Below are 21,043 nucleotides of genomic sequence, written 5' to 3' on the forward strand. Positions count from 1 at the left end.
GATCATGGCCTCTCGGTGGCTCCTTGGCCAGGACGGCCTGTCCTGTCTGCGGTTTTCCGCCCTGGCGCAAAAGTCTCGACCGGCCGGCGAGGCGGGCGGCAAGCTGTTCCCATGCCCGTGAAGGGCCAAGGGGAGGGGAACGATGATCCGGAAAACGATGCTCGTCGGCGGCGCGATGATCTCGGCGCTGGTACTGGGAACCTCGACCGCGGAGGCGGCGACCGGCTACACCATCTGGCAGGAAAAGGACTACGCGCAGTACGACACCGTCCGCGACGCCGCCGCGGTGTGCGACGAAGAGCAGGACGGCAACGGCGTCTACGCCGAGTACAACCAGAAGAACGGGACGAAGCTGACCATCGGCGACAGCAATGGCTCGAAGGTCGGCTGCGGCAACGCCACGATCCCGGACGTGACGTCCTTCCGGATCTGCGAGGACGACGCGGGGGACGACAGTTGCTCGCTGTGGCGGATCGTGCGCTGAGGGCTCAGCCCAGCAGCGCGGCACCCATCGGCGTGAGGTTGTGCAGCACCACGGCGCCGTGGCGCCTGCTGGCGATGAGCCCGGCGTCGCGGAGCACCGTGGTGTGCCGCGAAACCGCGGCCGCCGAAATGCCGAGCCGGTCGGCGAGTTCGCCGCTGGTGGGGCAGCCCGCGACCGCGTACAGAACGGCGGCGCGGGTCCGGCCGAGCAGGGTGGCCAGATGTTTCGGCAGGGGAACGGGCTCGTGCTCGTGGGACACCGGGAAGACGAGGACCGGTGGAAGGTCGTCGTCGGCGAGCGCGACGGGGGTATCCCAGCAGAAGTAGGACGGGACGAGCCGGATACCGCGACCTTCGAGATGGAGGTCGCGGTCGACGGGGTAGCGCACGGTCAGGACCGGTTCCTCCCAACGGAAAGCGGGCCGGAGCGACTCGAGAAGACCGAGGGTTCCGCTTTCGACGGCGAGACGTGACCGCAAGGCGCGGTCGGTGTCGACCTGGGTCCGCACGTTCGTCCAATGTGGAGCGACCAGGGTGTCGTGGGCGATCCGGAGCGCCCCGGCGACCTGATCGAGCGCCGCGCTCGCACCGGCCGCCAGCCCCTGTGTCCAACCGGGCAGACGGTGGTGTTTCGCCATCAGCGCGACTTCGCGCCCGAGCCGATCCGCCGGCGTCCCGCGGAGCGCGGACAGCCCCGCCTTCAGCCCGCAAGCGGACTCGGCGGGGGTGAGGAAGTCCGGGAAGTACCGGGCAGGCGGCGCGATCGTCTGCAGGAACCGCACCGCGGCCCTGGCGTCACGCTCCCGCAGGCCTTCCCGCACCCGGCGCCGCCAGCGCGCGAAGGCGGGAATGCCGTCGAGCGTGAGCTTCTGCATGGCCAGAACCGTTTCCCACAGCGGATCCGGTGCGGCCGCGACGCGGACATGGGCCAGGTCACGGTCGGTGAAGTGAATACGAAGCATGACGCCTCCCCCATGGAGTCGTCATTCATTTATCACACTGGAGGGGAACATGAAGGGGATTCTGAGCAGGAACCTGCGGCGGGCAGCCACGGCGATCGCCGTGGCGTCGGCGGCGACACTGGCGTTCACGGGCACCGCCTCGGCCGCGACCGGTGCGGCCACCGCGTCCGGCAGCGAGGTGTACGGCTCGGCCAACTGGACCTGGACGTTCAGCGGCATGACGGGCATCAACATGGCCGTGCGGGACACGAAATGCGACGGCAACCCGGTCTACGTGTTCTTCGAGGCCGACCTCGGCATGGGGACCATCGACCCGACGCCGTACCGCTGGAACGAGAGCGGATGCGGCACCACGAGCTACTGGAGCAACCTGAAGTACAACTCGGGCACCAAGCTGAGCAGGGTCCGCGTCGTGACCTGCGTGGACGACGCGGGCTGGGACACCTGCTACCGGAGTGGATGGCAGTACAACCGCTGAGGCTTAGACCGAACCGGTATCGCCGTTGGTCGGTGACGGTGGCTCCTTCTCGGTGCGTCGCAGAAGGAGCCACCCGTCGGAGAGTTCACGTCCGCGACTTCGCCGGCGCAAACTAGTCCGCTCGTCGGCATGCTGACGCATCGGCCAAACGCGCGCCTGGCGGACGGTCACGGGTTGGTCTACCAGTTACGGATGGATTCGAGACCTTCGACGAGGTGTTCGCCTGCCCAGGTGAGATCGCGTCCGAGTTCCTCCTCGGCGGTCTGCACGATGCCGGCTAGTGCGTCGATGAGTTCTTCGCGTTCCACTGTTTCGATGAAGGGATTCCGGCGATCCATGTGGTTGAAGGCCTCGCCGTACTCGCGCCCGAGCGAGTGCAGCCTCGCCAGCTGATCGGCCATCTCGGGGGCACGTAGTTCGGTCAGCACGGCACGACGGGTGGCCTTGTACTGGGCGACGGCCTTCTTGAAGCGAGCGGTACTTATGTTTTCGCGCCCATCCCAGTCACGCAGCGGATTGTCCCGATTCTCCGCGACCCATTCCGGCTTTCGTGGCGCGCGGATGTCCACGTCGGTGCCGTTGGGGATCTCCGTGCGCCAGGTCGCTCGCATGGCGGTGGCGTATTCGGCAGGCACGCTGGACAGGGACAGCGTCTCGAGGTGCGGAACATGCTCCGGGGTGAGCCGGTCCATGCTGGTCATGCCGAAGAGGTCCGAAATGGAGAGCCGCTGAAGCGCGGCGAGCCGGTTGAGGCTCTCGGCATTGGTCAATGTGCCGAGTTTCCCGTGCAGGGTCAGCCGTTTCAGGCCGGGATAGGCAGCGACCAGACGGGAGCAGTCGAAGGTGTCCGCGACGGCGATCGTCACGTCGTAGACGTCCCCGTCGAGGCCTGGGCGACCGCCGATCTCCTGACGGAAATCCTCGTCGCTGAACGTTCGGACGCCCGGGTCCACCCAGGAGTCGTGATTGCCGCCATCCCAGGAGCGCTGCAAGGCCAGTTGCAACCCGAGCCGCCACGCGGAGCCGTAGCTGTTGGAACGTTCCGTTCGCAGCAGCGGCCGGTTGCCGATCACCTTGTGGCTACGCGGAAGAACCCAGTTGAAATGGCAATGAGACAACTCGCTTTTCCAGCTGTGATGGGTCAGACGCAACGGCCTGAGATCACCCAGGCTCAGCAGCGACGTCGGCTCTGGACCTGACCAATCCAGATCCAGCACATCCACCTTCTTCCAGTCCGCATCGATGCCGGTGATCTGCCCGGCGGTCCATGCTCCAAGCGGGTCGGAGTACGCCGCGACAACGTCGCCGACCACGATGGGCCGAGGAGGCGAGGAGAACGATCTGGCAGCCATGCGTAGAACCTACTGTTCCGCAGCCGCCCGTGACCTATGGCGCAACCCCCCCGGCACGGTATGCCCGAAGTAGCTCGGAGCGTCAGAGGCAAATGGCTCGACAGCGGTTCAAGCTGGTGAGCACACTGGCCCGGTGATCCGTTTCCACTTCCGGCTAAGGCCGCTGGCCGACGTGGAGACCTGGGGTGATCGTCACCCGCACTGGTTCGGTTTGACCGATGGCTGGTACTGGATCGACGTGAACGGACACAAACTGTTCCACCACCCGTCGAACACCGTTGCGGGAAAGCCTGCTCCAGTCGACTACTACGTCGCCCGGCTGTGGGAGGACCTTCTGGAAATGCTGCCGTCCGTGCTGGAACCCGTGCCCGCAGACCTCGTCGACCGCATGACCCGCGACCATGACGCCTGGTGCGAGGAAGCTGTGGAGGACGCGGAGGCAGCACTCGACTGGTACAGCAGCCACTTCATGTACACCGGTTACCTCGCCGCATCACCACGCGTCGTGTTGTGGCGGTCGATCGCCGACCAGGACATGATCACCGTCGACTGGCGGCACACCGCCGAACACGGACTCGACTGCACTGTGCCAAGGCAAGGACAGGCAAGCGTCCCCACCGAGCTGTTCCTGCGCGCCGTGGAGGAGTTCAACCGAGAGCTGATCGACGCGATGGGCCGGCGCATCACCGAGATCGAAGCCCGCGGGCCGAATCCAGACACCCACCTCGAACAGCTCCGCCAGGAACACCGGCAACGTTCACGATCCCTGGCCGCCACACTGCAGCATGTACCCGCGACGGACTGGACAGCCGTTCGCGAAGGTGTCGCGCGCATCTTCTCGACGCGAACTCCGAGGCCGTAGCCGCCCCGCCGCAGACTTCGCGCACCGATCGTCCACGCTCGGGCTCCGATGCGACCACAATGGACGGTGAGTAAGTGGAAGGATTGCATCCACATAACACAAAGCCCCACGTTCCCGATACCGAAAACGTGGGGCTTGGGTGTGCGCCATCAGGGACTCGAACCCCGAACCCGCTGGTTAAGAGTCGGCACCTGACCGTGTCGGATGGTGTCGAGTGATGTCGGACAATACCTTTTCGTCTGGTGGCGGCGTATCGCTGCTGTCGGGGTGTGTCGCCTGGTGTCGGACTGTTTCAGGCCTCTCGGGCGCGTCTCGGGCTCGCATGTGTCGGGTTCTATCGCCTGATCCGGCCCCCAAATCGGCGTGGCTGGCATGGTGAACGCTGGAGACCGGCGTGATCCGGTCGTGTCGGCTGTGAGCACGATGGTGGGGATTGTCGTCGGACTGACGTTCTTGTTCGGTTTCGGCAACGTGTTCGCTCTGGCTCGTCGGCTCGGTGTGCCGGTCTGGATTGCGCCGCTTGTAGCGCCAGCGGTGGATCTGACGGTCGTGGTGTTGCTCGTCGCGATCCGGCGGTTGTCTGGGGAGGGTGCCGCTCCGGACGTGTTACGGTCGACGCGGCGGCTGCTGGTCCTCGCGAGCGCAGTGACACTAGCGTTGAATGTGGCTGAGCCGCTCATCGTCGGCGAAATCGGCAAGGCGCAATTCGACGCCGTTGGGCCGTTGTTGCTGATCGGAGGTCGGACCGGGCTTGCTGCAGGCACTCGCTGAACTCCGGGAGCGCGGGCAGGGCCCTGCTGCCGATGCACCCTCGAACGGTGCGCGGGCGATCTCGTCGGAGGCGGCACCGTATGTGACTGTGGCTGGACTTAGTTGAGCGTGCGAAGCAGGTGGATGCCCAGCATCGGGAGCTGCGTCAGCGGCCGATCTCGGCCGAAGGGTTTCGCAAAGCCTTGGGTATAGGCGCGGAGCACTCCCGCATCCTGACGCGTGTGGTGCGGTCGGAATGGCGCGGAACGTCGGATCTGGTCGCGGAACCTGTTTCCTGAACGAACCCATGTTGCAGGGGCCTCTGGTCCTCGGGTTAGAGCCGATTGACGTCCAAATGGATGAAGGACGTTTGTAGAACTTGTAGTTCTTGTAGTGTTGCCATGGTGGGTGCTCTCATCGGGCCGAGAAAGATCTCTCAGGTCAACCAGGTCGCGATCCCGGTAGACGTAATGCAGCTTCTTGAGCTGGCTCCGGGAGATTCGGTGTTCTTCGAGGTTGCCGCGGGGAAACCCGACGAGGTGCGGTTGATGGCTGCGCGTGTTGCCGAGCAGCGGTATGAAGCAGGTCGCACTTCACCGGACCACGGCTCCGCTCAGAAATCTGGAGCTTCTAGGGTGCAGAGCGGCGCAACAGGGCATAGAACTAGGTCTGCAACGAAGACCTCGCCGAGTGACGACGAAGGGGCGGCAGACTGATGTCGGGCTACGACCAGCTCTTTGTGCCCGGTATGACCACATCGGCGGGCTGTGTGACACCGAGCAGTGAGTTGAGCCGGGCGGCGAAAGTTTTGAAGTGGCCTGGGATCACCATCGACGAGATGCAGTTGTTCAGCCAGCGTGTGGCGGTGGTGGCTGAGGTCGACTCTCACGCTCACGACGAGCGCGTGGCTTCGGGATGGGGGCCGGTCACCGATCGTATGGCGGTGGCGTTGTGGGAATGGGAGGAAAGCCGAGCCACGATGCCACCCGCTGTGGTCACCCTGCGCGGCGTGATCGCACGCGGTCAGCGATGGCAGCGGGTGCTCGCTGCTGCGGGCGGCTTTGTCGGCTTTTGCTCCACGGCGATCCTGCTTGATCAAAGCCATGAGCCGAACCAGCATTGCCTGATGACCGCTCACATGCACGGGATCGCTGTGCTCCGGTCATCGCAACCTGGCGAGTGTCCTCACCTGGCGCAGGTTGGTCGTGTGGGTCCGGTGGCGACCGCCAGGCCAAGCACGTTGAGCCGATGGGTCGAAGAGCTGGTCTATGCGCGGTTGTTGGACGACGACTTGCTCACCGCACAGGTGACTGGCTGAGCTGTTTGCGCAGGTGAACCCAGTTGCCCAGCGACTTGGGTGGGTTCCACTGATACGTGATGCCGTCGATAACCTCGTGCTGAAATAGGGCGCTGTCGCATTGCTCGATCCAGCTGGTCCGACGGTCGGCGAGGTTAGCGTTCTGTCCGAGGATGTCGCGGCGAATCTCGTACAAGGTGTCCAGCGAGTGCAGGAAGGCCCAGATCTCGGGGTCGGGGCTCGACCCGAGCCAATCCAGGGTGCGACCAGCGCAGAACCGGCATGAACATGACCACAGCTGATTGTCTCTGTCCGCTTGGACTGCCTGATCGATCTTGTCCAGCGAGGCGTAGGCAAGGCAGCCCTTGACCACGGCCGCGGTCTTCGGTTTGTTGTAGAACCCGTTGCTGTCGTTCTTCGGCAGCGGGTAGAGGTGTCGCAACCCCGTTGTAGTGCCGACCGCGGCCGCGGTGGCACCGAAGCACAAGGCACCCAGGGCAGAGACGTCGCAGCGCAGCATGATCACCGGAATCGGGAGCTGTAGGAGTTCGACCAGCCCCTTGACAGCGAATCGCTTGCTGAGCGGGTCTTTCTCCTGCTCCAGCGCCACAGCGATCGGAACCCCTGCCGCCCGCACACGCTCGAGGAGCAGGCCGAGGTTGCGCCGGGAGTCCAGCCAGCTCAGGTGCAACGCGAGAGGCGCGATTGTGTCCGGTCCGAGATCCTGGACTCGGCCCAGGATGCTGACCAGCCCCGATTCGTCACCCTCGCCGACATAGCCGGCATCCGGCATCGTCGCGACGAGCTTGAGTTTCCGCTGCTGGGTAATCCAGTCGGAGTCGAACGCATCTCGGGCGAACGCTCGACTGGCGCCCGAGTACCGACCGCGATCGACGAGTATCGGCCGACTGTAAAGTTGTTGCCCCACAAGGTGTTTAGCGATGGTCAGCGAATCCTTGCCGGTAAGTACCAGACCGCCGCCATTTCGATCTGAACATTCGAGCGCATCCTCATAGCCCTTACTGTCGGTCTGTATCAGCAGGACATCGGTGAGTGCTTGCTGAAGGGCGGTGGTGGAAGAGGTTGGGCTGGCCATGCGTTCTCCGTCTGCGTTCATGGCTGTGCCTTGCGGGTGTGAGTTGACGTCGAGGGTGGAACGTCGGCTAGGTAGTGGCGGCGGAATGGCTCTTGCAGCATCAACGCCAGCGTCGCCACCTGCTCGATGTCGTGATCATGCTTCGTCATCTGCGACGCGACCATCGAGCTGACCAGTTGCGGGGTCTCGGCAGGAAGGTTCCCGGGCTCTCGTTCGGACCATCCATACTGGTTGAGCCGGATTCGGAAGGATTTGAACTGGTTCGCGCTGATGCACTCCAGATCCAGCGCTCGACGGATCAGCGCGGCCATCGACATGCCCCAGATCTGCTTCAGCTCGGCGAGCTTGCTGAACTGCCGCACTGTCAGCCCTTCTAGCTGGGGGCGAACCTCGTCTGCCGGGGCGAGGAACTCACCGGCGAACCGGTTCGCCTGGCCCTCTTGATCATCGTTGGGCAGTGTGTGCATCACCAGATGTCCCAGTTCGTGAACCAGGGTAAAGCGCTCACGATCAGCGCTCAATCCGCGGTTGATCAGCACGACCGGCGCATGGCCCGGCGGCCAGGTGCTCACTGCATCCTGCGCTTCGGTGTGCAGGTCGCGGCGCACGATGGCTACTCCGAGCGTTTCCAACAGCTTTGTCACATCAGCAACAGGGCCAGTAGGCACCCGCCATGCGATGCGGAGAAGACGCGCGATCGCTTCCGGGGAGCCATGTTCGTCGACATCAAGGTGATGAAGCGTCAGGTCAGGCGCGACACTCAGTCCGGTCGAGAGTCCCTCGACGGACAGGCGGGTGAGGTGTGTCAATCCTTCTATGCGGCGAGTGGTCCCCACAGTCATCCGACTTGCGCGACGTCGATGATGCAGGCAGGTAACCTCCAGGCCGCGGACGGGCTCACTGCTGCTGAGCAGTTCGGGTGGGGCTTCCAGTGCCATCGCGACGTGCGCTAGGCGCTCGCCTTCCAGGGGTAAGACACCGTGCTCCACCTTGGAGAGAAAGCCCTGGGAGACCCCTGCCGCCTTAGCCAGACGAGCCTGGGTCCAGGCCTTCGCCTCTCGTGTCAACGCGACCATCCGTCCGGCCGCGCGGGTGTCGCTCATCTCGCCTCCTGCATCGTCGCGCCTAAGCTTGGACGAAGTATACCAGAAGTGTGTTCAAATATTCCCAAATCATGCCTGGCTCTGCATTGCGGCGAGAAACAGTGGTGTGAGGAAGTGTCCCGTCGGCCGCGAACTGACCTCCCGCTGCACGCAGCTCGGTGTAATCGGGAACCTAGATATTCGAACTTGTCTGAACGTGCTGCGGTCCAGGGGCCAGGTGGCACGGTAGGGAGAACCCGCAGGCGCAGGCGCGTGAGTCTGGACCTGCTGGTCAGACCCTCAGCGGCTGGAATCCGTGAGGTCTGGGCTGTTCGCGGCCCGGGCTGACATATCGAGCTGCAAGTTATCGGTCGCGCTGTCTTCGTGGTGCCGGTGGCGAGGGTTCAGTCGGTCAGCGTTGCGAGCATGGTGGTGAGTACGGAGGTCAGGGTGAGGGTGGCGGCGAATGCGATGGCGGCGCGAGTCAGGGCGGCCGGGTAAGTGGCGTGGTCGCGGCGCGCGAGGTAGCCGGCTGCGGCCCCGATCAATGCGGCGACCACGACGGTGAAGGCACAGGCAAGCAGGACCATGGCGGTGCGATCAGACATTGTGTTCATCCCCTTGTAGGCAACGTGGGTGGTGCTGTGCTGCCGAATATCGCGAGGTAGGTGTTCGCCGTGGTGCGAGTGGTCAAAGATGAACACTGATGAACGCACACGATGACGACAGGGTGACTGCAGGGGCCACAACGGATCCGGTGGCTGCACTGCGGGAGTTACGTAGCCGCTTGGAGACCGCTCGGGCAACGAAAAGCCTGAACAAGATGCAGTTGGCTCGTCGGGCCGGTTTGGGTCGCACTACCGTCAGCCAGGCCTTCAGCGATACGGCGCCAGCGCCGTCAGCTGACACTGTGGGCGCACTTGCACGCGCCCTTCGCCTAGACCCGGACCTCCTGTTGGGCTTACGCACCGTCGCCTGCGGTGTAGCTGATTCCCCTCGAGCGGATACGGGCGCGGTCGTAGGTACGGGAGGGGTGTGGGTCCGGGATGCTAATCCTCGGCTGTTGGGCGTGCGTCGAGCGATTGAGGTGGAGGGGGCGACAGGGGAGCTGTCGGCGTATGTGCCGCGCGACGTTGACTCCGATCCGTACGGGGTGCGCGCGGCAATCGCGGCCGCTGCTACGGCCGGAGGGCTGGTGTTGCTGGTGGGCGACTCGTCGGTCGGTAAAACCCGCTGCGCGGTGGAGGCAGTGCGGGCGCTTTTGCCGGACTGGTGGCTGCTGCAGCCTGTTGACGCCGGTGAGGTTCGGGAACTTGTGCGCGGAATGGTGCCGGATGCGCGGGTCGTGGTGTGGCTGGATGAGCTGCAGCGCTACCTGGGTGGGCAGCAGGGCCTGACCGCCGGCACTGTGCGGGCGCTGCTGCAAGGCCCAGGCCAGGTCGTACTGATCGGAACGTTGTGGCCGGAGTACTACGCCGCCTACACGGCCTTCGGCCGCGGTGATCAAGATGCCCACGAGGGGGCGGTGGTGAACCTGGCACGTGTGGTGCACGTGGGTGCCGAGCTCACTGAAGCCGAACGAGATCGGGCGCGCCAACTGGCTGCTGATGATCCGCGGATCCGTGCCGCGCTGCAGGTCAGCGACTACGGATTCACCCAGACCATGGCCGCCGCACCCCAGCTCGTCGCACAGTGGCGCGATGCCAACAACCCCTACGCGGCGGCCGTCTTGAACGCTGCGCTGGATGCCGAGCGGCTAATTGCTGGAGATGAGTCACTGTGTTTTGGGCTAGGCAGCAGTCTGCGAGGAAATGCACACAGGCCATTGTCGGCCAGCCTGCTGCGGGAGGCAGCGCCCAGCTACTGCCACGACCGAGACCGCGCACGCGCGCCGCGAAACTGGTTTGAAACAGCCCTCGCTGATGCCACTCGGATTCTGCACGGCGCTGCTGCGGCGCTGGCGCCAGTCGCAGCACCGGGACAGAGCATGGGCGAGATCGACGGATATGTCCCCGCCGACTATCTGGTTCAGTATGTGGGCAGGATTCGCGCCGGCCAGTTAGGCACGGCTACCTTGTGGAACGCCCTGGCCACACGCCTCACCGACGCGGACGATCTTTCCTCTCTAGCGCTGACCGCCGAACTACGGGGCCTGCATCGGCAGGCTGCAACGCTCTACAAATGCGCCATTGAGGCCGGCGCCCCAGGGGCCTCACGCCGGCTTTGGAGCTTCCTGAGGGGTCACGGATACGGCACCGTCCAAGCCGCTGAATGGATCGCAGGCCATACCCCCGTCATCGACTCGTACGACCTGCCTCTGATCATTGAGGAACTACCCGAGTCTGCTGGGCGCGTACTCGCCGAGCGCGCCACCGATCACGTTGATGTCACCGATCCGCAGGCGGCTGCCCGTGTGTTGCGAGGCCTAATTTCGGTAGGAGGCACGACTCGGGCGGAGGCGCTGGCCGAGCGCGTCGTTCACGACGCCGATCCTATCCAGCCGTCCGCAGTCGCTGCGTTGTTGGACGCGCTGCACCAGATGCGAGCTCACACTCAAGCGCGGGCGCTGGCTGACCGCGCCGCCCAACACGTCGACCTCACCGACGCGGTCGGCGTCCATCACCTCTTGGGTGCAATGAATCAAATCGGAGCGCAGGCACAAGTGCCCAAGCTGGCTGCCCGCCCCGAACTCGTTTCTCCAGGTGCCATTGCGCACCTATTGAAAGCGCTCAGTACAACGGGAACGAGCGTGGAAATGCAGACCCTGGCCGATCGCGCCGCACATCACGCCGTCCACGCCATTCCCGGCACTTCTCATCTGCTGGACGTTATGGTCTCGGTAGGTGCCACGCTGCAGGCACGGGTACTGGCCGATCGTGCCGCCCACGATATCAATCTAGCCCACGTCGAGGTCAAACAGGGCGAATGCCTGTGGAAGTCAATAAACGAGACAGGAACAGAAGCAAGCACAAAGCTACTAGCTGACCGAATTGCGCGCGACATCGACCTTGTCGGAATGCGGGGAGTGTCGCGTCTATTGAGACTCTTCCACGATGCGGGTCTGGAAGCACCAGTGCATATTCTGGCTGGCCGTATCGCCCGTCACGGCGACCTCAACACTCCACGACACCTCGATGTCATTGCCTGGGCAATGGACGAAATGGGCGAAATGAAATCATCTCATTCAGCGAAGGGCTTGGATAAAGGGGCTATTGCAGTTCATTCCCGCGAAATAACCGACGCCGAACTTAGTCCAATCGCTGTCTTGCTGGACACACTTCACCACGTAGGGGAAACTGCGCATTTACGCGTGCTCGCCGAGCGCACCGCTCACCATGTAGACCTCACAGAAACCATCGGCAGCCTGGTGAAAGCTCTGCAGCGGACAGGGGTCACCACGCAAGCACGAGCGCTAGCCGATCGCGCCGTCAATCACATTGACATTGCCAGTCCGAGGACCGTCTATGCGCTGCTAAATGCCCTGCACCAGATAGGATTTGCGACGCAATTACAAGCGCTGCTGGACCGCCAAATCGACCGGTACGTCGACACCGCTGATCAGTACGGAGCGCGCGCTCTGGTGGATCTGTTGCGTAAGGTGGGCGCAGAGAACCCAGCGCAGGTGCTCACCGACCGCATCGAGCCCTTCGTGGCATACCCAGACAAACCAGCAGCCGCGCGACCTGACAAGTTTCCCCACGGTCAGGAGCCCGATGGCACCCCCAGTGCTGCTTGGACCTGGAACGATCTGCTCTAAAGAACGCGAGGCGCGAAACCGCGCTGCTATGTGAACGCAAAGTGTACTGAAACATCACGTTGTTTACTGGCGTGCTATCCAGGTTCCCCATGCTGCGCGGGTGCGGCTCGCCCTCGTTGGCTTGGTCGCAGCATCGGGGGATACAAGATCCGGGCGGGGCCGGGCCGAAACAAGTCGGCAGGACGACCTGGTTGTTTCGCTTGCTTCTTACCGATGTTCACGATGAACCCTTTGGTGCTACGTACCTTCCGTTGGAAATTCTGTGGATTGAGAGGGAAACCCCAGACGGCCTCGTAGACCTGGCGGAGCTCGCTGATGGTGAATATTTTCCCACAGAAGTCGGTCGCAATGGTCGTGTGTTCCATTAGTCGGCGAGTACGCTCAAGTGCCTGCTTAAGGATGACCTCATGATCAAAAGCCAGACGATCGGAATCCAGCCATATCGACGTCTCGACCTCGACCCAGTCCGCATGGTAGGCATCGGTCCCTCCCGCGGCTTCTGGCAAGTTCGGCGCGATGGCGAGGAACGCGGTCGTCACGATACGCCCCCGAGGATCGCGTTCAGGTTGCGAGTACGTGTGCACTTGCTGTAGCGGGATTCTGAAGGCATCTAGTCCCGTTTCCTCGACAAGTTCCCGTTTCGCTGTGTCCTCTAGTGATTCCCCCGGGCGGACGAATCCGCCGGGGAGCGCCAGCTTTCCGCGATAAGGCTCGGTGCCGCGCTTGATCAGCAACACGTGGAGCCGCTCTGCGCGAATCGTGAATATGACGATGTCCGCGGTCGGCAGCGCCGCAACTCGCGGACGGCGGATTGGGCTAGTCTGGACTCCGCCTCTGACGATGCCCGCTACCAACTCATGAGGGCTGAGCACTGTGCCGCCGGGAACCTCAACGAGAAGATCTTTTGGAGGTTCGGCGTAGTAGACAGCCATGCCTCGCTCGTGGGCGCGACCTAACTCGTATGCCGTGGTGCGGCCAATGTACCCGGCGGGGTTCACTACATACACGAAGTCCGAGGCGAAGATCTTCTCTAAGGTTGCATTCTGGATGGCATGATCTGAAGTAAGGGGTGAGTCTGACTCGAAGCGGACGAACTCCTGGCGTCGGTCAATGATCGTTGATATTGGAGGTGACTTCACGGTGATCCCGGCAGCCGTGAAGATCTCGGCGGCCTCCCGAACTTCCTGATAGTGCTGCCTGAAGCTCCCGATAAGCGAGACCGATGGCAGGGTCAAGGGCGCTCCTCTGGCGTGTGGTCTGGTTTGGAAGGGGTGGAGGTTGGCGCCTGGAGCCGCCGCACCAGTTCGGCTGCCGCGAGACTGGTCCCGGTCACAACAGTGGTGATCACTGCGGGGTCGTACCGTACAACGACCATCAAAATCGCGAGTCCGAAGACGATCATGACCGCTATAAGGCCAGCTGTGACCCGACTGATCGAGTTCTTGGGGCGACTGCTCATACGGAAATACTGACATCACGGTTCGACGGTTCGGCGGTTGAGTATAAGCAGCCTGACACTAATTTACCATGTTTCCGCATGTCAGGGCCGTTTTAGGGAACTAAGCGTCATGTTGAAACCAACGCGAGTGGTGAGGTTGACGAGCCCGCTGACGGCTGATAGGACGTGGATCGGTCACTTGGTCATAATTGCGAGGGCTAGCGGCGGAAGGGGCGTCGTGGGTCGCGTGGTTCCATGTTGAGGAACCGTTCGAACCAGGCTTGAGCTCGGTAGTCGCCGATGCCGAGTTCTCGGTTTTGGTCGGTGTCGGGGTCCTCGATGCCGTCGAGTTGTTTGCTGAACAGGGCGAGTATGTCTGTGTCTTGGAACAGTGTGTCGGTGAGCATGTCCCAGTCGTGGTCATCGTCGTGTTCTGGCAGATCTGCGTAGCGTCCGGTGAGGCCGGCCCAGTCGTCGTCGACGGCGGCTTCAGCCGAGCGCAGGATGAGGTGCAAAGCCATCTCTTCGGCTGGGCAGTGTGGTTCGGGCCAGTTTCCGGCAGCCAGGTCGCCGCTGAGGTCGTCGAAGGACCGTGCGGCCTGTCGACGCCAGACGGCGTTCTGTCGCCAGGTGATCCTCGGGAACTCGTCAAACACTGACCACGTACCAGTGTCGTCGACCGGCTCATCGCCATGTTCCAGGACATCGTCGTAGGCCTGATCGGCTAGCACCCCGGCAGCGGTCCACAAGGCTGCCGCTGTTCGGGGTGTCACCTGGAACCCGCTGCAGTGATCGCAGTTATCCCTGCCGCAGGTGCAGAGAGGGAAGAGTTCGGCGAAGTGCGGCCAGACGGAGAGTGGTACGCCGTCTTCGTCGATCTCGACTACGGATTCTGTGGCTTCGACGAACTCGATCCCGGGTCGGTCATCGATCACGGCTCCCGCGTCGACGAACCATTGCGCGGCGGCAACGGCGTTGCCGCGGATGTGGTCCTGTTCTTCTTGCCTGACCTGCTCGACGCTGAGGCTGCTGTCGGGGAGGACGGAGAACTGTGCTGTTTCGATGTCGGCGAGCGCAGCCTGTTCGAGCGCGTTCTCGTCGGTGATCTCGACGATTGCTTCGACGGTCACCTTGATTCTGCGGCTGTGTCCCTGGTCGCGGGTCATTCGTCCAGGCTATCCCCGCGGACAGGTTGTGGTGGTTGAGGACGAGCAGGCGCACGCTTGAGGGTGATCTAGAAGGAGGTCGTGATGAGGCGAGCAGCGGTGTACAAGAGGTGCGGTTGCAAGACACGAGGTAAAGCCGGTGGCGGGCGGTGTCCTCGGTTGGCTGATCGGGGTCACGGGAGTTGGTATTTCTCGCTGGAGTTGCCGTGTGGCAGGGACGGCCGTCGGCATCGGGTGCGTCGTGGTGGCTTCCGGTCCCGTGCGGCCGCGGTTCAAGCACGGGCGTATCTGCTGGGGGCCGATGTGCTTCCGGGGCGGAGCGCGGTGACGGTGGGGCAGTGGTTGGACATATGGCTGGAGATGCGGCAGACCCTGAGTTTCAACACTCGTCGGCTCTATACCCAGCAGGTGAACGACTATCTGAAGCCGTACCTCGGCAGTGTGCCCTTGCGGTCGTTGACGGTGGCGCGAGTCCAAGCGATGTTCGTCGCGTTCGCGCGGGCGAACGCGAAACGACAGCGGCCGCTGTCGCCGGCGACGTTCGTGAGGATCAGGGGCACGCTTCATGCGGCGTTGAACGGCGCGATCCGGGTGGGATTGATCGAGCGGAATCCGGCGCACCTGGTGGAACTGCCGTCGGGACGGCGCCCACGGGCCGTGGTGTGGACTAACGCACGGGTCGCGCACTGGCGTGCCACCGGCGAGCGTCCGCCGGTAGCGGTGTGGACAGCCCGGCAGACGGCCGAGTTTCTGGCGCACGCGCGTGAGCATCCGATGTACGCGTTGTACCTGGCGGTCGCGCTTCTCGGACTGCGGCGCGGCGAGGCGACCGGGCTGCGCTGGTGCGATCTCGACTTGGACGGCGAGGTCGTGCAGATCTCCCACCAGGTCCAGGACCGTAACGGCCACACCGTCGTGTGTCCGCCGAAGACCGAGTCGAGCGTGCGCACACTGGCGTTGGATCACGTGCTGATCGCCGCGCTGCGGACACTTCAAGCAGAGCGGCGAGACAACGTAACCGAACCGATCGGGTTCCTGTTCACCAATCGGCACGGCGGGCCGCTCAGTCCTGGCTATGTGACCCACACCTTCACCCGGCTGGTCGCCGAGGCGGGATTGCCGCCGATCCGGTTGCACGACCTGCGGCACGGCGCGGCCAGCCTGTCGCTGGCCGCGGGCAACGACCTCAAGGTCGTGCAGGCGATGCTCGGGCACTCCAGCATCGTGCTCACCGCAGACACCTACACCAGCGTCCTGCCCTGTCTGGCGCATAGCGCCGCGGAAGCAACAGCGGAACTGGTACTGGAAGCGGCCCGTAATGCCGCGACCTCACTGCGAGGCCAAGCAGGCAAGAAACACGCCCGGCGACGGAAAGGTAGCCGCAGCCGAGGCAAGAAGGCCAAGAAATAGAGGCGTGGCCGGTACGGCCTCATTCGGCCCCACGCCGGTCCCACCCAAGATCAAAGCCCACCGGCAAGATCCTCTTTGTGGAGAAATCCTGCAGGTGGGCTTCGTATCGGAACTGTGCGCCATCAGGGACTCGAACCCCGAACCCGCTGGTTAAGAGCCAGCTGCTCTGCCAATTGAGCTAATGGCGCCTACTTGTTCCGCCGCTTTGGTGTTCCCCTCGGCGACGTGGAAAACATTAACACAGGGTGGCTGGGGCCCGTTTCAGGGGGGGTCCCCTAACGCCGGGCCGGGACGTATTCGGCCATCCGGCCGCGAGCGTTGCGGCCGGTCAGGCAGACTATAGCCAGACGTAGGGGTTGGTACCACGCGAAACGGGCGGTGTGCATGAGGGTCTGGGGAGCGACGGGGCGGTCGCGGGTGGCTTTGGTGGCTTTGGTGGCCGGGTTCACTCTGGCCGGGTGCACCAGTACACCGTCGGGTGAACAGCCGTCGCCGGGTGGCGCCCCCGGGGGTTCGCAGCAGAGCGGAGCGCCCGCGCCGGAGCCGAAGCCCGCCGTGATGACGCTGACCCCCGCGCAGGGTGCGGCGAACGTGGCGCCCGGCGAGCCGGTCACGGTGGCCGTCGCGGACGGCAAGGTGGGCGAGGTCAAACTGACCGGCACCGACGGCAAGGTCGTCGCGGGTAAGCCGAAGGAAGACGGTTCGGGCTGGGAGTCGGCGGAGCCGCTCGGTTACGGCAAGAGCTACACCGTCACCGCGGCCGCGACCGGTACCGACGGCAAGCCGGTCACCGCGACCTCGACGTTCTCCACGGCCAAGCCCGGCCGCCAGATCGGCGTCTCGATCAACCTCGTCGAAGGGGAGACGGTCGGCGTCGGCCTGCCGTTGATCTTCACCTTCACCGGCAACGTGCCGGACAAGGCCGCGACCGAGAAGGCGCTGAAGATCGTCACCGAGCCGCAGACCGAGGGCGCGTTCCACTGGTTCGGCGAGAAGACCGTGATGTGGCGGCCCAAGGAGTACTTCAAGGCCGGCACGAAGATCTCGGTCAATGCCGCGATCTACGGCAAGAACCTCGGCAACAACACCTTCGGCCGTGAGGACAAGCCCGCCAAGGTGGTCGTGGGCGACAAGCTGGTCGCGACCGCGGACGGCGGCACGCACCAGATGAAGGTCGTGGTGAACGACCAAGAGGTCAAGCAGATGCCGATCTCGATGGGCAAGCCGTCGAGCAGCACCCCGGCCGGGACCTACACGGTGATGAGCGAGCACACCGGGTACACGATGGACTCCAGCACGTACGGCGTCCCGACGGACAGCAAAGCCGGCTACCGGACGTTCGTGAAGTACGCGGTGCGCATGTCGAACAGCGGCATCTTCTACCACTCGGCGCCGTGGTCGGTCGGATCGCAGGGCAAGCGGAACGTGAGCCACGGCTGCATCAACCTGTCGACCGAAAACGCGAAGTGGCTGATGGACACTTCCAAGAAGGGCGACATCATCACGGTCACCAACTCGGGCCCGCAGGTGCTGGAGCCGACCGACGGCTGGTCGGTCTGGCAGATGTCGTGGGACGACTGGAAGACCGGCGGCGACCGGAACTGACCTGTTCTTCATGAGGGTCCTGTCAGGACGGTTTTCGTCCTGACAGGACCCTCATGGCGTTGTTGGCGAGTAATACTCCGACTGCACCTCGCCGCTGGTCTTGTAGCGGCACTTCTGGGTGCCGGTGTCCCAGATCTTCTCCGGATCACGGCGACACTTCTGATACTCGAGGTCGGCGAGGTACTTATGGGACTGGGCCTTGGTGCAGTTCGGGTAGCCGGGCTCGCATCGCCACGGTGACCTCTTGATCGTGGCCGTGTCTTCACCGGTGGAGGCGGGGTCACCGTCACGGCTGTGATCGGTGTTGGCGAGACCCTGAACTCGTGCGAGCGCCACGCCGCGTTACCGATACCCGGAAAAAGCGAAACCCCAGCCTGCCGGAAAACCGGCCGAACTGGGGTCGATGGGGTGAGCGACGGGTTTCGAACCCGCGACCTCCTGGACCACAACCAGGTGCTCTACCAGCTGAGCTACGCCCACCATCGCCGGGCTCGGGGAACCCCCCATCACCTCGGCCGCACTATATTAGCGTGCCCGTTTCCGGGGCTCGCAACGGGTTACCGTTCGTGGCGTTCCTGCACTTCAGCGGCCGCGGCCTTGGCCTGTTCGGTGGTCGGGCCGGGCTGCGGGACGAAGGCGACGCGACGGTAGTAGTCGAGCTCGCCGATGGATTCCTTGATGTCGGCGAGCGCGCGGTGCGCGAGACCCTTCTCGGGCTTGGCGTAGTAGATCCGCGGGTACCAGCGCCGGACGAGTTCCTTCACCGACGAGACGTCGACCATGCGGTAGTGCAGGTGCGCGTCGAGCAGCGGCATGTCGCGGGTGATGAAGCCGCGGTCGGTGGCGATGGAGTTGCCGGCGAGCGGGGCTACGTTGGCCTCGGGCACGTGCGCGCGGATGTACTCGAGCACGCGCTGCTCGGCTTCCTCCATGGTGACCGTGGAGCGCCGGACCTCTTCGGTGAGGCCGGAGCGGGCGTGCATTTCGCGGACGACCTCCGGCATTCCGTCGAGGGCTTCCTCGTCGGCGTGGATGACGATGTCGACGCCTTCACCGAGGACGTTGAGCTCGGCGTCGGTCACCAGCGCGGCTATTTCGATCAACGCGTCCTTGCCGAGGTCGAGCCCCGTCATCTCGCAGTCGATCCAGACTAGGCGGTCGTTCACCCCGAAACCCTAACCCGACCCGGGGATTCGTGGCGCGCGACGTGCGGGTTCGGCGCGTTGCTGGCACCGTGTGCATCCTCAGGTGAGTCATGTCACAGATCGGGGAGCGACAGTGGCCGAACAGGGTCCAGCCCAGGAGATCGCGCAGGGATATGTGAGCGACGGGGCGGCGGTGGAGCTCGGCGCCGTCGTGATCGACGGCAAGGCCGACGCCGGCGCGGCGGTCCGCCTGCCGCTGGCGACGCTGAACCGGCACGGGCTGGTCGCGGGCGCGACCGGTACCGGCAAGACGAAGACCTTGCAGCTGATCGCCGAGCAGCTGTCCGCCGCGGGAGTGCCGGTGGTGCTGGCGGACGTGAAGGGCGACCTGTCGGGGCTCGCCGCGCAGGGCGAGAGCAACGACAAGATCGCCAAACGCGCGGAGGAACTGGGCGACTCCTGGGAGCCCGCCGCGTTCCCCGTGCAGTTCCTGTCGCTGGGCACCGGCGGCAAGGGGTCTCCGATCCGGGCGACGATCACGAGTTTCGGCCCGATCCTGCTGTCGAAGGTGCTGGGGCTCAACGAAACGCAGGAGTCGACGCTCGGCCTGATCTTCCACTGGGCCGATCAGCGCGGTTTGGCGCTGCTGGACACGAAGGACCTTCGCTCCGTCATCACGCACCTGACGAGTGACGAGGGCAAGGAGGACCTCAAGGGCATCGGCGGCGTCTCGGCCGCGACGGCCGGGGTGATCCTCCGGGCGCTGTCCAATCTGGAGGCTCAGGGCGGCGAGGACTTCTTCGGCGAACCCGAGCTGGACGTCCACGACCTGATGCGCGAGGCCGACGGCAAGGCGATGGTGACCTTGCTGGAGCTGGACAACCTCCAGTCGAAGCCCGCGCTGTTCTCGACGTTCCTCATGTGGCTGCTCGCCGAGTTGTTCGAGGAACTGCCCGAAGAGGGCGACCTCGACAAACCGAAGCTGGTGTTCTTCTTCGACGAGGCACACCTGCTGTTCAACGACGCGTCGAAGGCGTTCCTGGAGCGCATCGAGCAGACCGTGAAGCTGATCCGGTCGAAGGGCGTCGGCGTGTTCTTCTGCACGCAGCTTCCGACGGACATCCCGAACAACGTACTGTCCCAGCTCGGCGCGCGCGTGCAGCACGCGTTGCGCGCGTTCACGCCCGAGGACCAAGCGGCGCTGACGAAGACGGTGAAGACGTACCCGAAGACGAAGCACTACGAGCTTGACTCGGCGCTGACGTCGCTCGGTATCGGCGAAGCGATCGTCACCGTCCTTTCCGAACGGGGCGCGCCGACGCCGGTCGCGTGGACGCGCCTGCGCGCGCCGCGTTCCAAGATGGGCTCCATCGGCGCCGAAGCCATCTCCGCGGCGACGACGTCTTCGGACCTGCACGCGAAGTACGCCGAGACGATCGACCGTGAGTCGGCCTACGAGAAGCTCGCCGCGAAGGTGGCCGCACCGCCTGCCGGTGAGGCTGCTCCGCCGCCTGAAGCTCCTGCTCCGAAGCCGGAGAAGCAGGAGCCGGGGATGGTGGAGCAGGCGATGAAGAACCCGGCGGTGAAGTCGTTCCTCCGCTCGGCGGCGAGCGCGCTCGGCCGGGAGATCACGCGCGGTCTGTTCGGGAACCGGCGGCGGTGAGGAATACCTGACGCGATCTGTCAGGTATGGGCGGCAGACTCGGTGCCATGACCAACAGCGCGACTGCGTCGTTCACCGTGGACGGCTGGGATCCCCAAGCCGCCGAGAAAGCCGAAGGCACCGAGTTCTCGCGGGTGCTCCTGACCAAGACGTTCACCGGCGACGTCGAAGGCACCAGTGCCGTCGAGATGCTCACGGCGGTGAACGAGACGTCGTCGGCGTACGTCGCCTTCGAGCGGCTGGCCGTCTCCGTCGGCGGGCGCAAGGGCGGCTTCGTCCTGCATCACTCGGCGGGGGAGAACGGGCATCACCTGATCGTCTTGCCGGGCTCCGGCCACGGTGAGCTGACCGGCATCACCGGAACGGCGGAGATCGTCCAGGACGACGAGGGCAACCACACCTTCACCCTCACGTACGAACTCTGAAAGCCCGTGGAGGCCTCCTTGCGAAAGGAGGCCTCCACGGACTGTGCCTGCTGGGCCGCCCCCTGACAGCGG

Annotated in this window: 19 protein-coding genes, 2 tRNA genes and 1 pseudogene; 11 read left to right on the forward strand and 11 right to left on the reverse strand. The window is 64.4% G+C overall.

Features of this window, described 5'->3' with window-relative positions; all coding sequences use genetic code 11:
• The first annotated feature begins 142 nt into the window (after window positions 1–142).
• Window positions 143–484: a hypothetical protein gene (locus ED92_RS22290; protein WP_037341673.1), complete on the forward strand. Its 342-nt coding sequence runs from the start codon at window positions 143–145 to the stop codon at window positions 482–484.
• 4 nt (window positions 485–488) lie between these two features.
• On the opposite strand, the gene ED92_RS22295 is transcribed toward ED92_RS22290, so the two are convergent.
• Window positions 489–1,445 carry a helix-turn-helix transcriptional regulator gene (locus ED92_RS22295; protein ID WP_037341675.1) on the reverse strand — a complete coding sequence of 319 codons (957 nt, stop codon included), beginning with the start codon at window positions 1,443–1,445 and terminating at the stop codon, window positions 489–491.
• Window positions 1,446–1,494: 49 nt separating this feature from the next.
• On the opposite strand from ED92_RS22295, the gene ED92_RS22300 reads away from it, so the two are divergent.
• On the forward strand, window positions 1,495–1,923 hold the full coding sequence (locus ED92_RS22300) for a hypothetical protein (protein ID WP_037341677.1): 429 nt from the start codon (window positions 1,495–1,497) through the stop codon (window positions 1,921–1,923).
• A 179-nt stretch (window positions 1,924–2,102) separates the two neighbouring features.
• On the opposite strand, the gene ED92_RS22305 is transcribed toward ED92_RS22300, so the two are convergent.
• The gene (locus ED92_RS22305; RefSeq protein WP_052120787.1) at window positions 2,103–3,275 is read right to left on the reverse strand and encodes a hypothetical protein; all 1,173 of its coding nucleotides are present in this window, start codon (window positions 3,273–3,275) and stop codon (window positions 2,103–2,105) included.
• 133 nt (window positions 3,276–3,408) lie between these two features.
• On the opposite strand from ED92_RS22305, the gene ED92_RS22310 reads away from it, so the two are divergent.
• From ED92_RS22310 to ED92_RS41425, 3 genes are all read left to right on the forward strand, one after another.
• Window positions 3,409–4,137 carry a DUF5984 family protein gene (locus ED92_RS22310; protein WP_037341681.1) on the forward strand — a complete coding sequence of 243 codons (729 nt, stop codon included), beginning with the start codon at window positions 3,409–3,411 and terminating at the stop codon, window positions 4,135–4,137.
• 372 nt (window positions 4,138–4,509) lie between these two features.
• Window positions 4,510–4,908, forward strand: a complete 399-nt coding sequence (locus ED92_RS43400; protein WP_052120789.1) for a hypothetical protein — start codon at window positions 4,510–4,512, stop codon at window positions 4,906–4,908.
• Window positions 4,909–5,602: 694 nt separating this feature from the next.
• Window positions 5,603–6,205 (forward strand): hypothetical protein, encoded by a 603-nt coding sequence (locus ED92_RS41425; RefSeq protein WP_052120791.1) that lies wholly within the window; start codon window positions 5,603–5,605, stop codon window positions 6,203–6,205.
• On the opposite strand, the gene ED92_RS22325 is transcribed toward ED92_RS41425, so the two are convergent.
• The 3 genes from ED92_RS22325 to ED92_RS22335 all read right to left on the reverse strand — a co-directional run bounded on the left by ED92_RS22325 (window position 6,183) and on the right by ED92_RS22335 (window position 8,970).
• A complete protein-coding gene (locus tag ED92_RS22325) occupies window positions 6,183–7,280 on the reverse strand; it encodes a hypothetical protein (protein ID WP_037341683.1) in 1,098 nt (365 codons plus the stop codon). The two genes, ED92_RS41425 and ED92_RS22325, sit on opposite strands and share 23 nt — an antisense overlap.
• A 17-nt stretch (window positions 7,281–7,297) precedes the next feature.
• A complete protein-coding gene (locus ED92_RS42000; protein WP_081975885.1) occupies window positions 7,298–8,383 on the reverse strand; it encodes an ImmA/IrrE family metallo-endopeptidase in 1,086 nt (361 codons plus the stop codon).
• 383 nt (window positions 8,384–8,766) lie between these two features.
• A complete protein-coding gene (locus ED92_RS22335) occupies window positions 8,767–8,970 on the reverse strand; it encodes a hypothetical protein (RefSeq protein WP_037342538.1) in 204 nt (67 codons plus the stop codon).
• A gap of 98 nt (window positions 8,971–9,068) precedes the next feature.
• Here ED92_RS22335 and ED92_RS43815 point away from each other — a divergent pair.
• Together ED92_RS43815 and ED92_RS41440 are read left to right on the forward strand one after the other, a co-directional pair.
• A pseudogene (locus ED92_RS43815) lies at window positions 9,069–9,305 on the forward strand (helix-turn-helix domain-containing protein); the annotation flags it as partial.
• Between the two features lie 120 nt (window positions 9,306–9,425).
• Window positions 9,426–12,119 carry a hypothetical protein gene (locus tag ED92_RS41440; RefSeq protein ID WP_235213346.1) on the forward strand — a complete coding sequence of 898 codons (2,694 nt, stop codon included), beginning with the start codon at window positions 9,426–9,428 and terminating at the stop codon, window positions 12,117–12,119.
• Between the two features lie 74 nt (window positions 12,120–12,193).
• On the opposite strand, the gene ED92_RS43820 is transcribed toward ED92_RS41440, so the two are convergent.
• Together ED92_RS43820 and ED92_RS42005 are read right to left on the reverse strand one after the other, a co-directional pair.
• Entirely contained in the window at window positions 12,194–13,354 is a 1,161-nt protein-coding gene (locus tag ED92_RS43820) for an NUDIX domain-containing protein (RefSeq protein WP_369797423.1), read from the reverse strand.
• Window positions 13,355–13,775: 421 nt separating this feature from the next.
• Window positions 13,776–14,723, reverse strand: a complete 948-nt coding sequence (locus ED92_RS42005; RefSeq protein ID WP_052120800.1) for a hypothetical protein — start codon at window positions 14,721–14,723, stop codon at window positions 13,776–13,778.
• A gap of 84 nt (window positions 14,724–14,807) precedes the next feature.
• Between ED92_RS42005 and ED92_RS22355 the strand changes: the two genes are divergently transcribed.
• Complete coding sequence (locus ED92_RS22355; protein ID WP_063777620.1) at window positions 14,808–16,133, forward strand: site-specific integrase; 1,326 nt, start codon at window positions 14,808–14,810, stop codon at window positions 16,131–16,133.
• A gap of 115 nt (window positions 16,134–16,248) precedes the next feature.
• Here the strand turns inward: ED92_RS22355 and ED92_RS22360 are convergent.
• Window positions 16,249–16,321 (reverse strand) — tRNA-Lys (locus tag ED92_RS22360).
• Window positions 16,322–16,517: 196 nt separating this feature from the next.
• On the opposite strand from ED92_RS22360, the gene ED92_RS22365 reads away from it, so the two are divergent.
• Complete coding sequence (locus ED92_RS22365) at window positions 16,518–17,738, forward strand: Ig-like domain-containing protein (protein WP_200882737.1); 1,221 nt, start codon at window positions 16,518–16,520, stop codon at window positions 17,736–17,738.
• Window positions 17,739–17,789: 51 nt separating this feature from the next.
• On the opposite strand, the gene ED92_RS22370 is transcribed toward ED92_RS22365, so the two are convergent.
• The 3 genes from ED92_RS22370 to orn all read right to left on the reverse strand — a co-directional run bounded on the left by ED92_RS22370 (window position 17,790) and on the right by orn (window position 18,904).
• Complete coding sequence (locus tag ED92_RS22370; RefSeq protein ID WP_037341688.1) at window positions 17,790–18,074, reverse strand: hypothetical protein; 285 nt, start codon at window positions 18,072–18,074, stop codon at window positions 17,790–17,792.
• A gap of 68 nt (window positions 18,075–18,142) precedes the next feature.
• A tRNA-His gene (locus ED92_RS22375) sits at window positions 18,143–18,218 on the reverse strand.
• A gap of 77 nt (window positions 18,219–18,295) precedes the next feature.
• A complete protein-coding gene (gene orn, locus ED92_RS22380) occupies window positions 18,296–18,904 on the reverse strand; it encodes an oligoribonuclease (protein WP_081975886.1) in 609 nt (202 codons plus the stop codon).
• Window positions 18,905–19,016: 112 nt separating this feature from the next.
• On the opposite strand from orn, the gene ED92_RS22385 reads away from it, so the two are divergent.
• Window positions 19,017–20,546, forward strand: a complete 1,530-nt coding sequence (locus ED92_RS22385; RefSeq protein WP_037341690.1) for a helicase HerA-like domain-containing protein — start codon at window positions 19,017–19,019, stop codon at window positions 20,544–20,546.
• A gap of 47 nt (window positions 20,547–20,593) precedes the next feature.
• Window positions 20,594–20,971, forward strand: coding sequence for a DUF3224 domain-containing protein (locus tag ED92_RS22390; RefSeq protein WP_037342546.1), 378 nt, complete (start codon window positions 20,594–20,596; stop codon window positions 20,969–20,971).
• Window positions 20,972–21,043 lie beyond the last annotated feature (72 nt).

The organism is Amycolatopsis sp. MJM2582, assembly GCF_000754115.1.
Taxonomy (GTDB): domain Bacteria; phylum Actinomycetota; class Actinomycetes; order Mycobacteriales; family Pseudonocardiaceae; genus Amycolatopsis; species Amycolatopsis japonica.

Coding starts and splice junctions, on each gene's coding strand:
- ED92_RS22355 (WP_063777620.1), top strand. CDS start 14,808: ATGAGGCGAGCAGCGGTGTACAAGAGGTGCGGTTGCAAGACACGAGGT.
- ED92_RS22325 (WP_037341683.1), bottom strand. CDS start 7,280: ATGGCCAGCCCAACCTCTTCCACCACCGCCCTTCAGCAAGCACTCACC.
- ED92_RS22390 (WP_037342546.1), top strand. CDS start 20,594: ATGACCAACAGCGCGACTGCGTCGTTCACCGTGGACGGCTGGGATCCC.
- ED92_RS22305 (WP_052120787.1), bottom strand. CDS start 3,275: ATGGCTGCCAGATCGTTCTCCTCGCCTCCTCGGCCCATCGTGGTCGGC.
- ED92_RS42000 (WP_081975885.1), bottom strand. CDS start 8,383: ATGAGCGACACCCGCGCGGCCGGACGGATGGTCGCGTTGACACGAGAG.
- ED92_RS41425 (WP_052120791.1), top strand. CDS start 5,603: ATGTCGGGCTACGACCAGCTCTTTGTGCCCGGTATGACCACATCGGCG.
- ED92_RS22365 (WP_200882737.1), top strand. CDS start 16,518: ATGAGGGTCTGGGGAGCGACGGGGCGGTCGCGGGTGGCTTTGGTGGCT.
- ED92_RS22300 (WP_037341677.1), top strand. CDS start 1,495: ATGAAGGGGATTCTGAGCAGGAACCTGCGGCGGGCAGCCACGGCGATC.
- ED92_RS42005 (WP_052120800.1), bottom strand. CDS start 14,723: ATGACCCGCGACCAGGGACACAGCCGCAGAATCAAGGTGACCGTCGAA.
- ED92_RS22295 (WP_037341675.1), bottom strand. CDS start 1,445: ATGCTTCGTATTCACTTCACCGACCGTGACCTGGCCCATGTCCGCGTC.
- ED92_RS22290 (WP_037341673.1), top strand. CDS start 143: ATGATCCGGAAAACGATGCTCGTCGGCGGCGCGATGATCTCGGCGCTG.
- ED92_RS22335 (WP_037342538.1), bottom strand. CDS start 8,970: ATGTCTGATCGCACCGCCATGGTCCTGCTTGCCTGTGCCTTCACCGTC.
- ED92_RS43400 (WP_052120789.1), top strand. CDS start 4,510: ATGGTGAACGCTGGAGACCGGCGTGATCCGGTCGTGTCGGCTGTGAGC.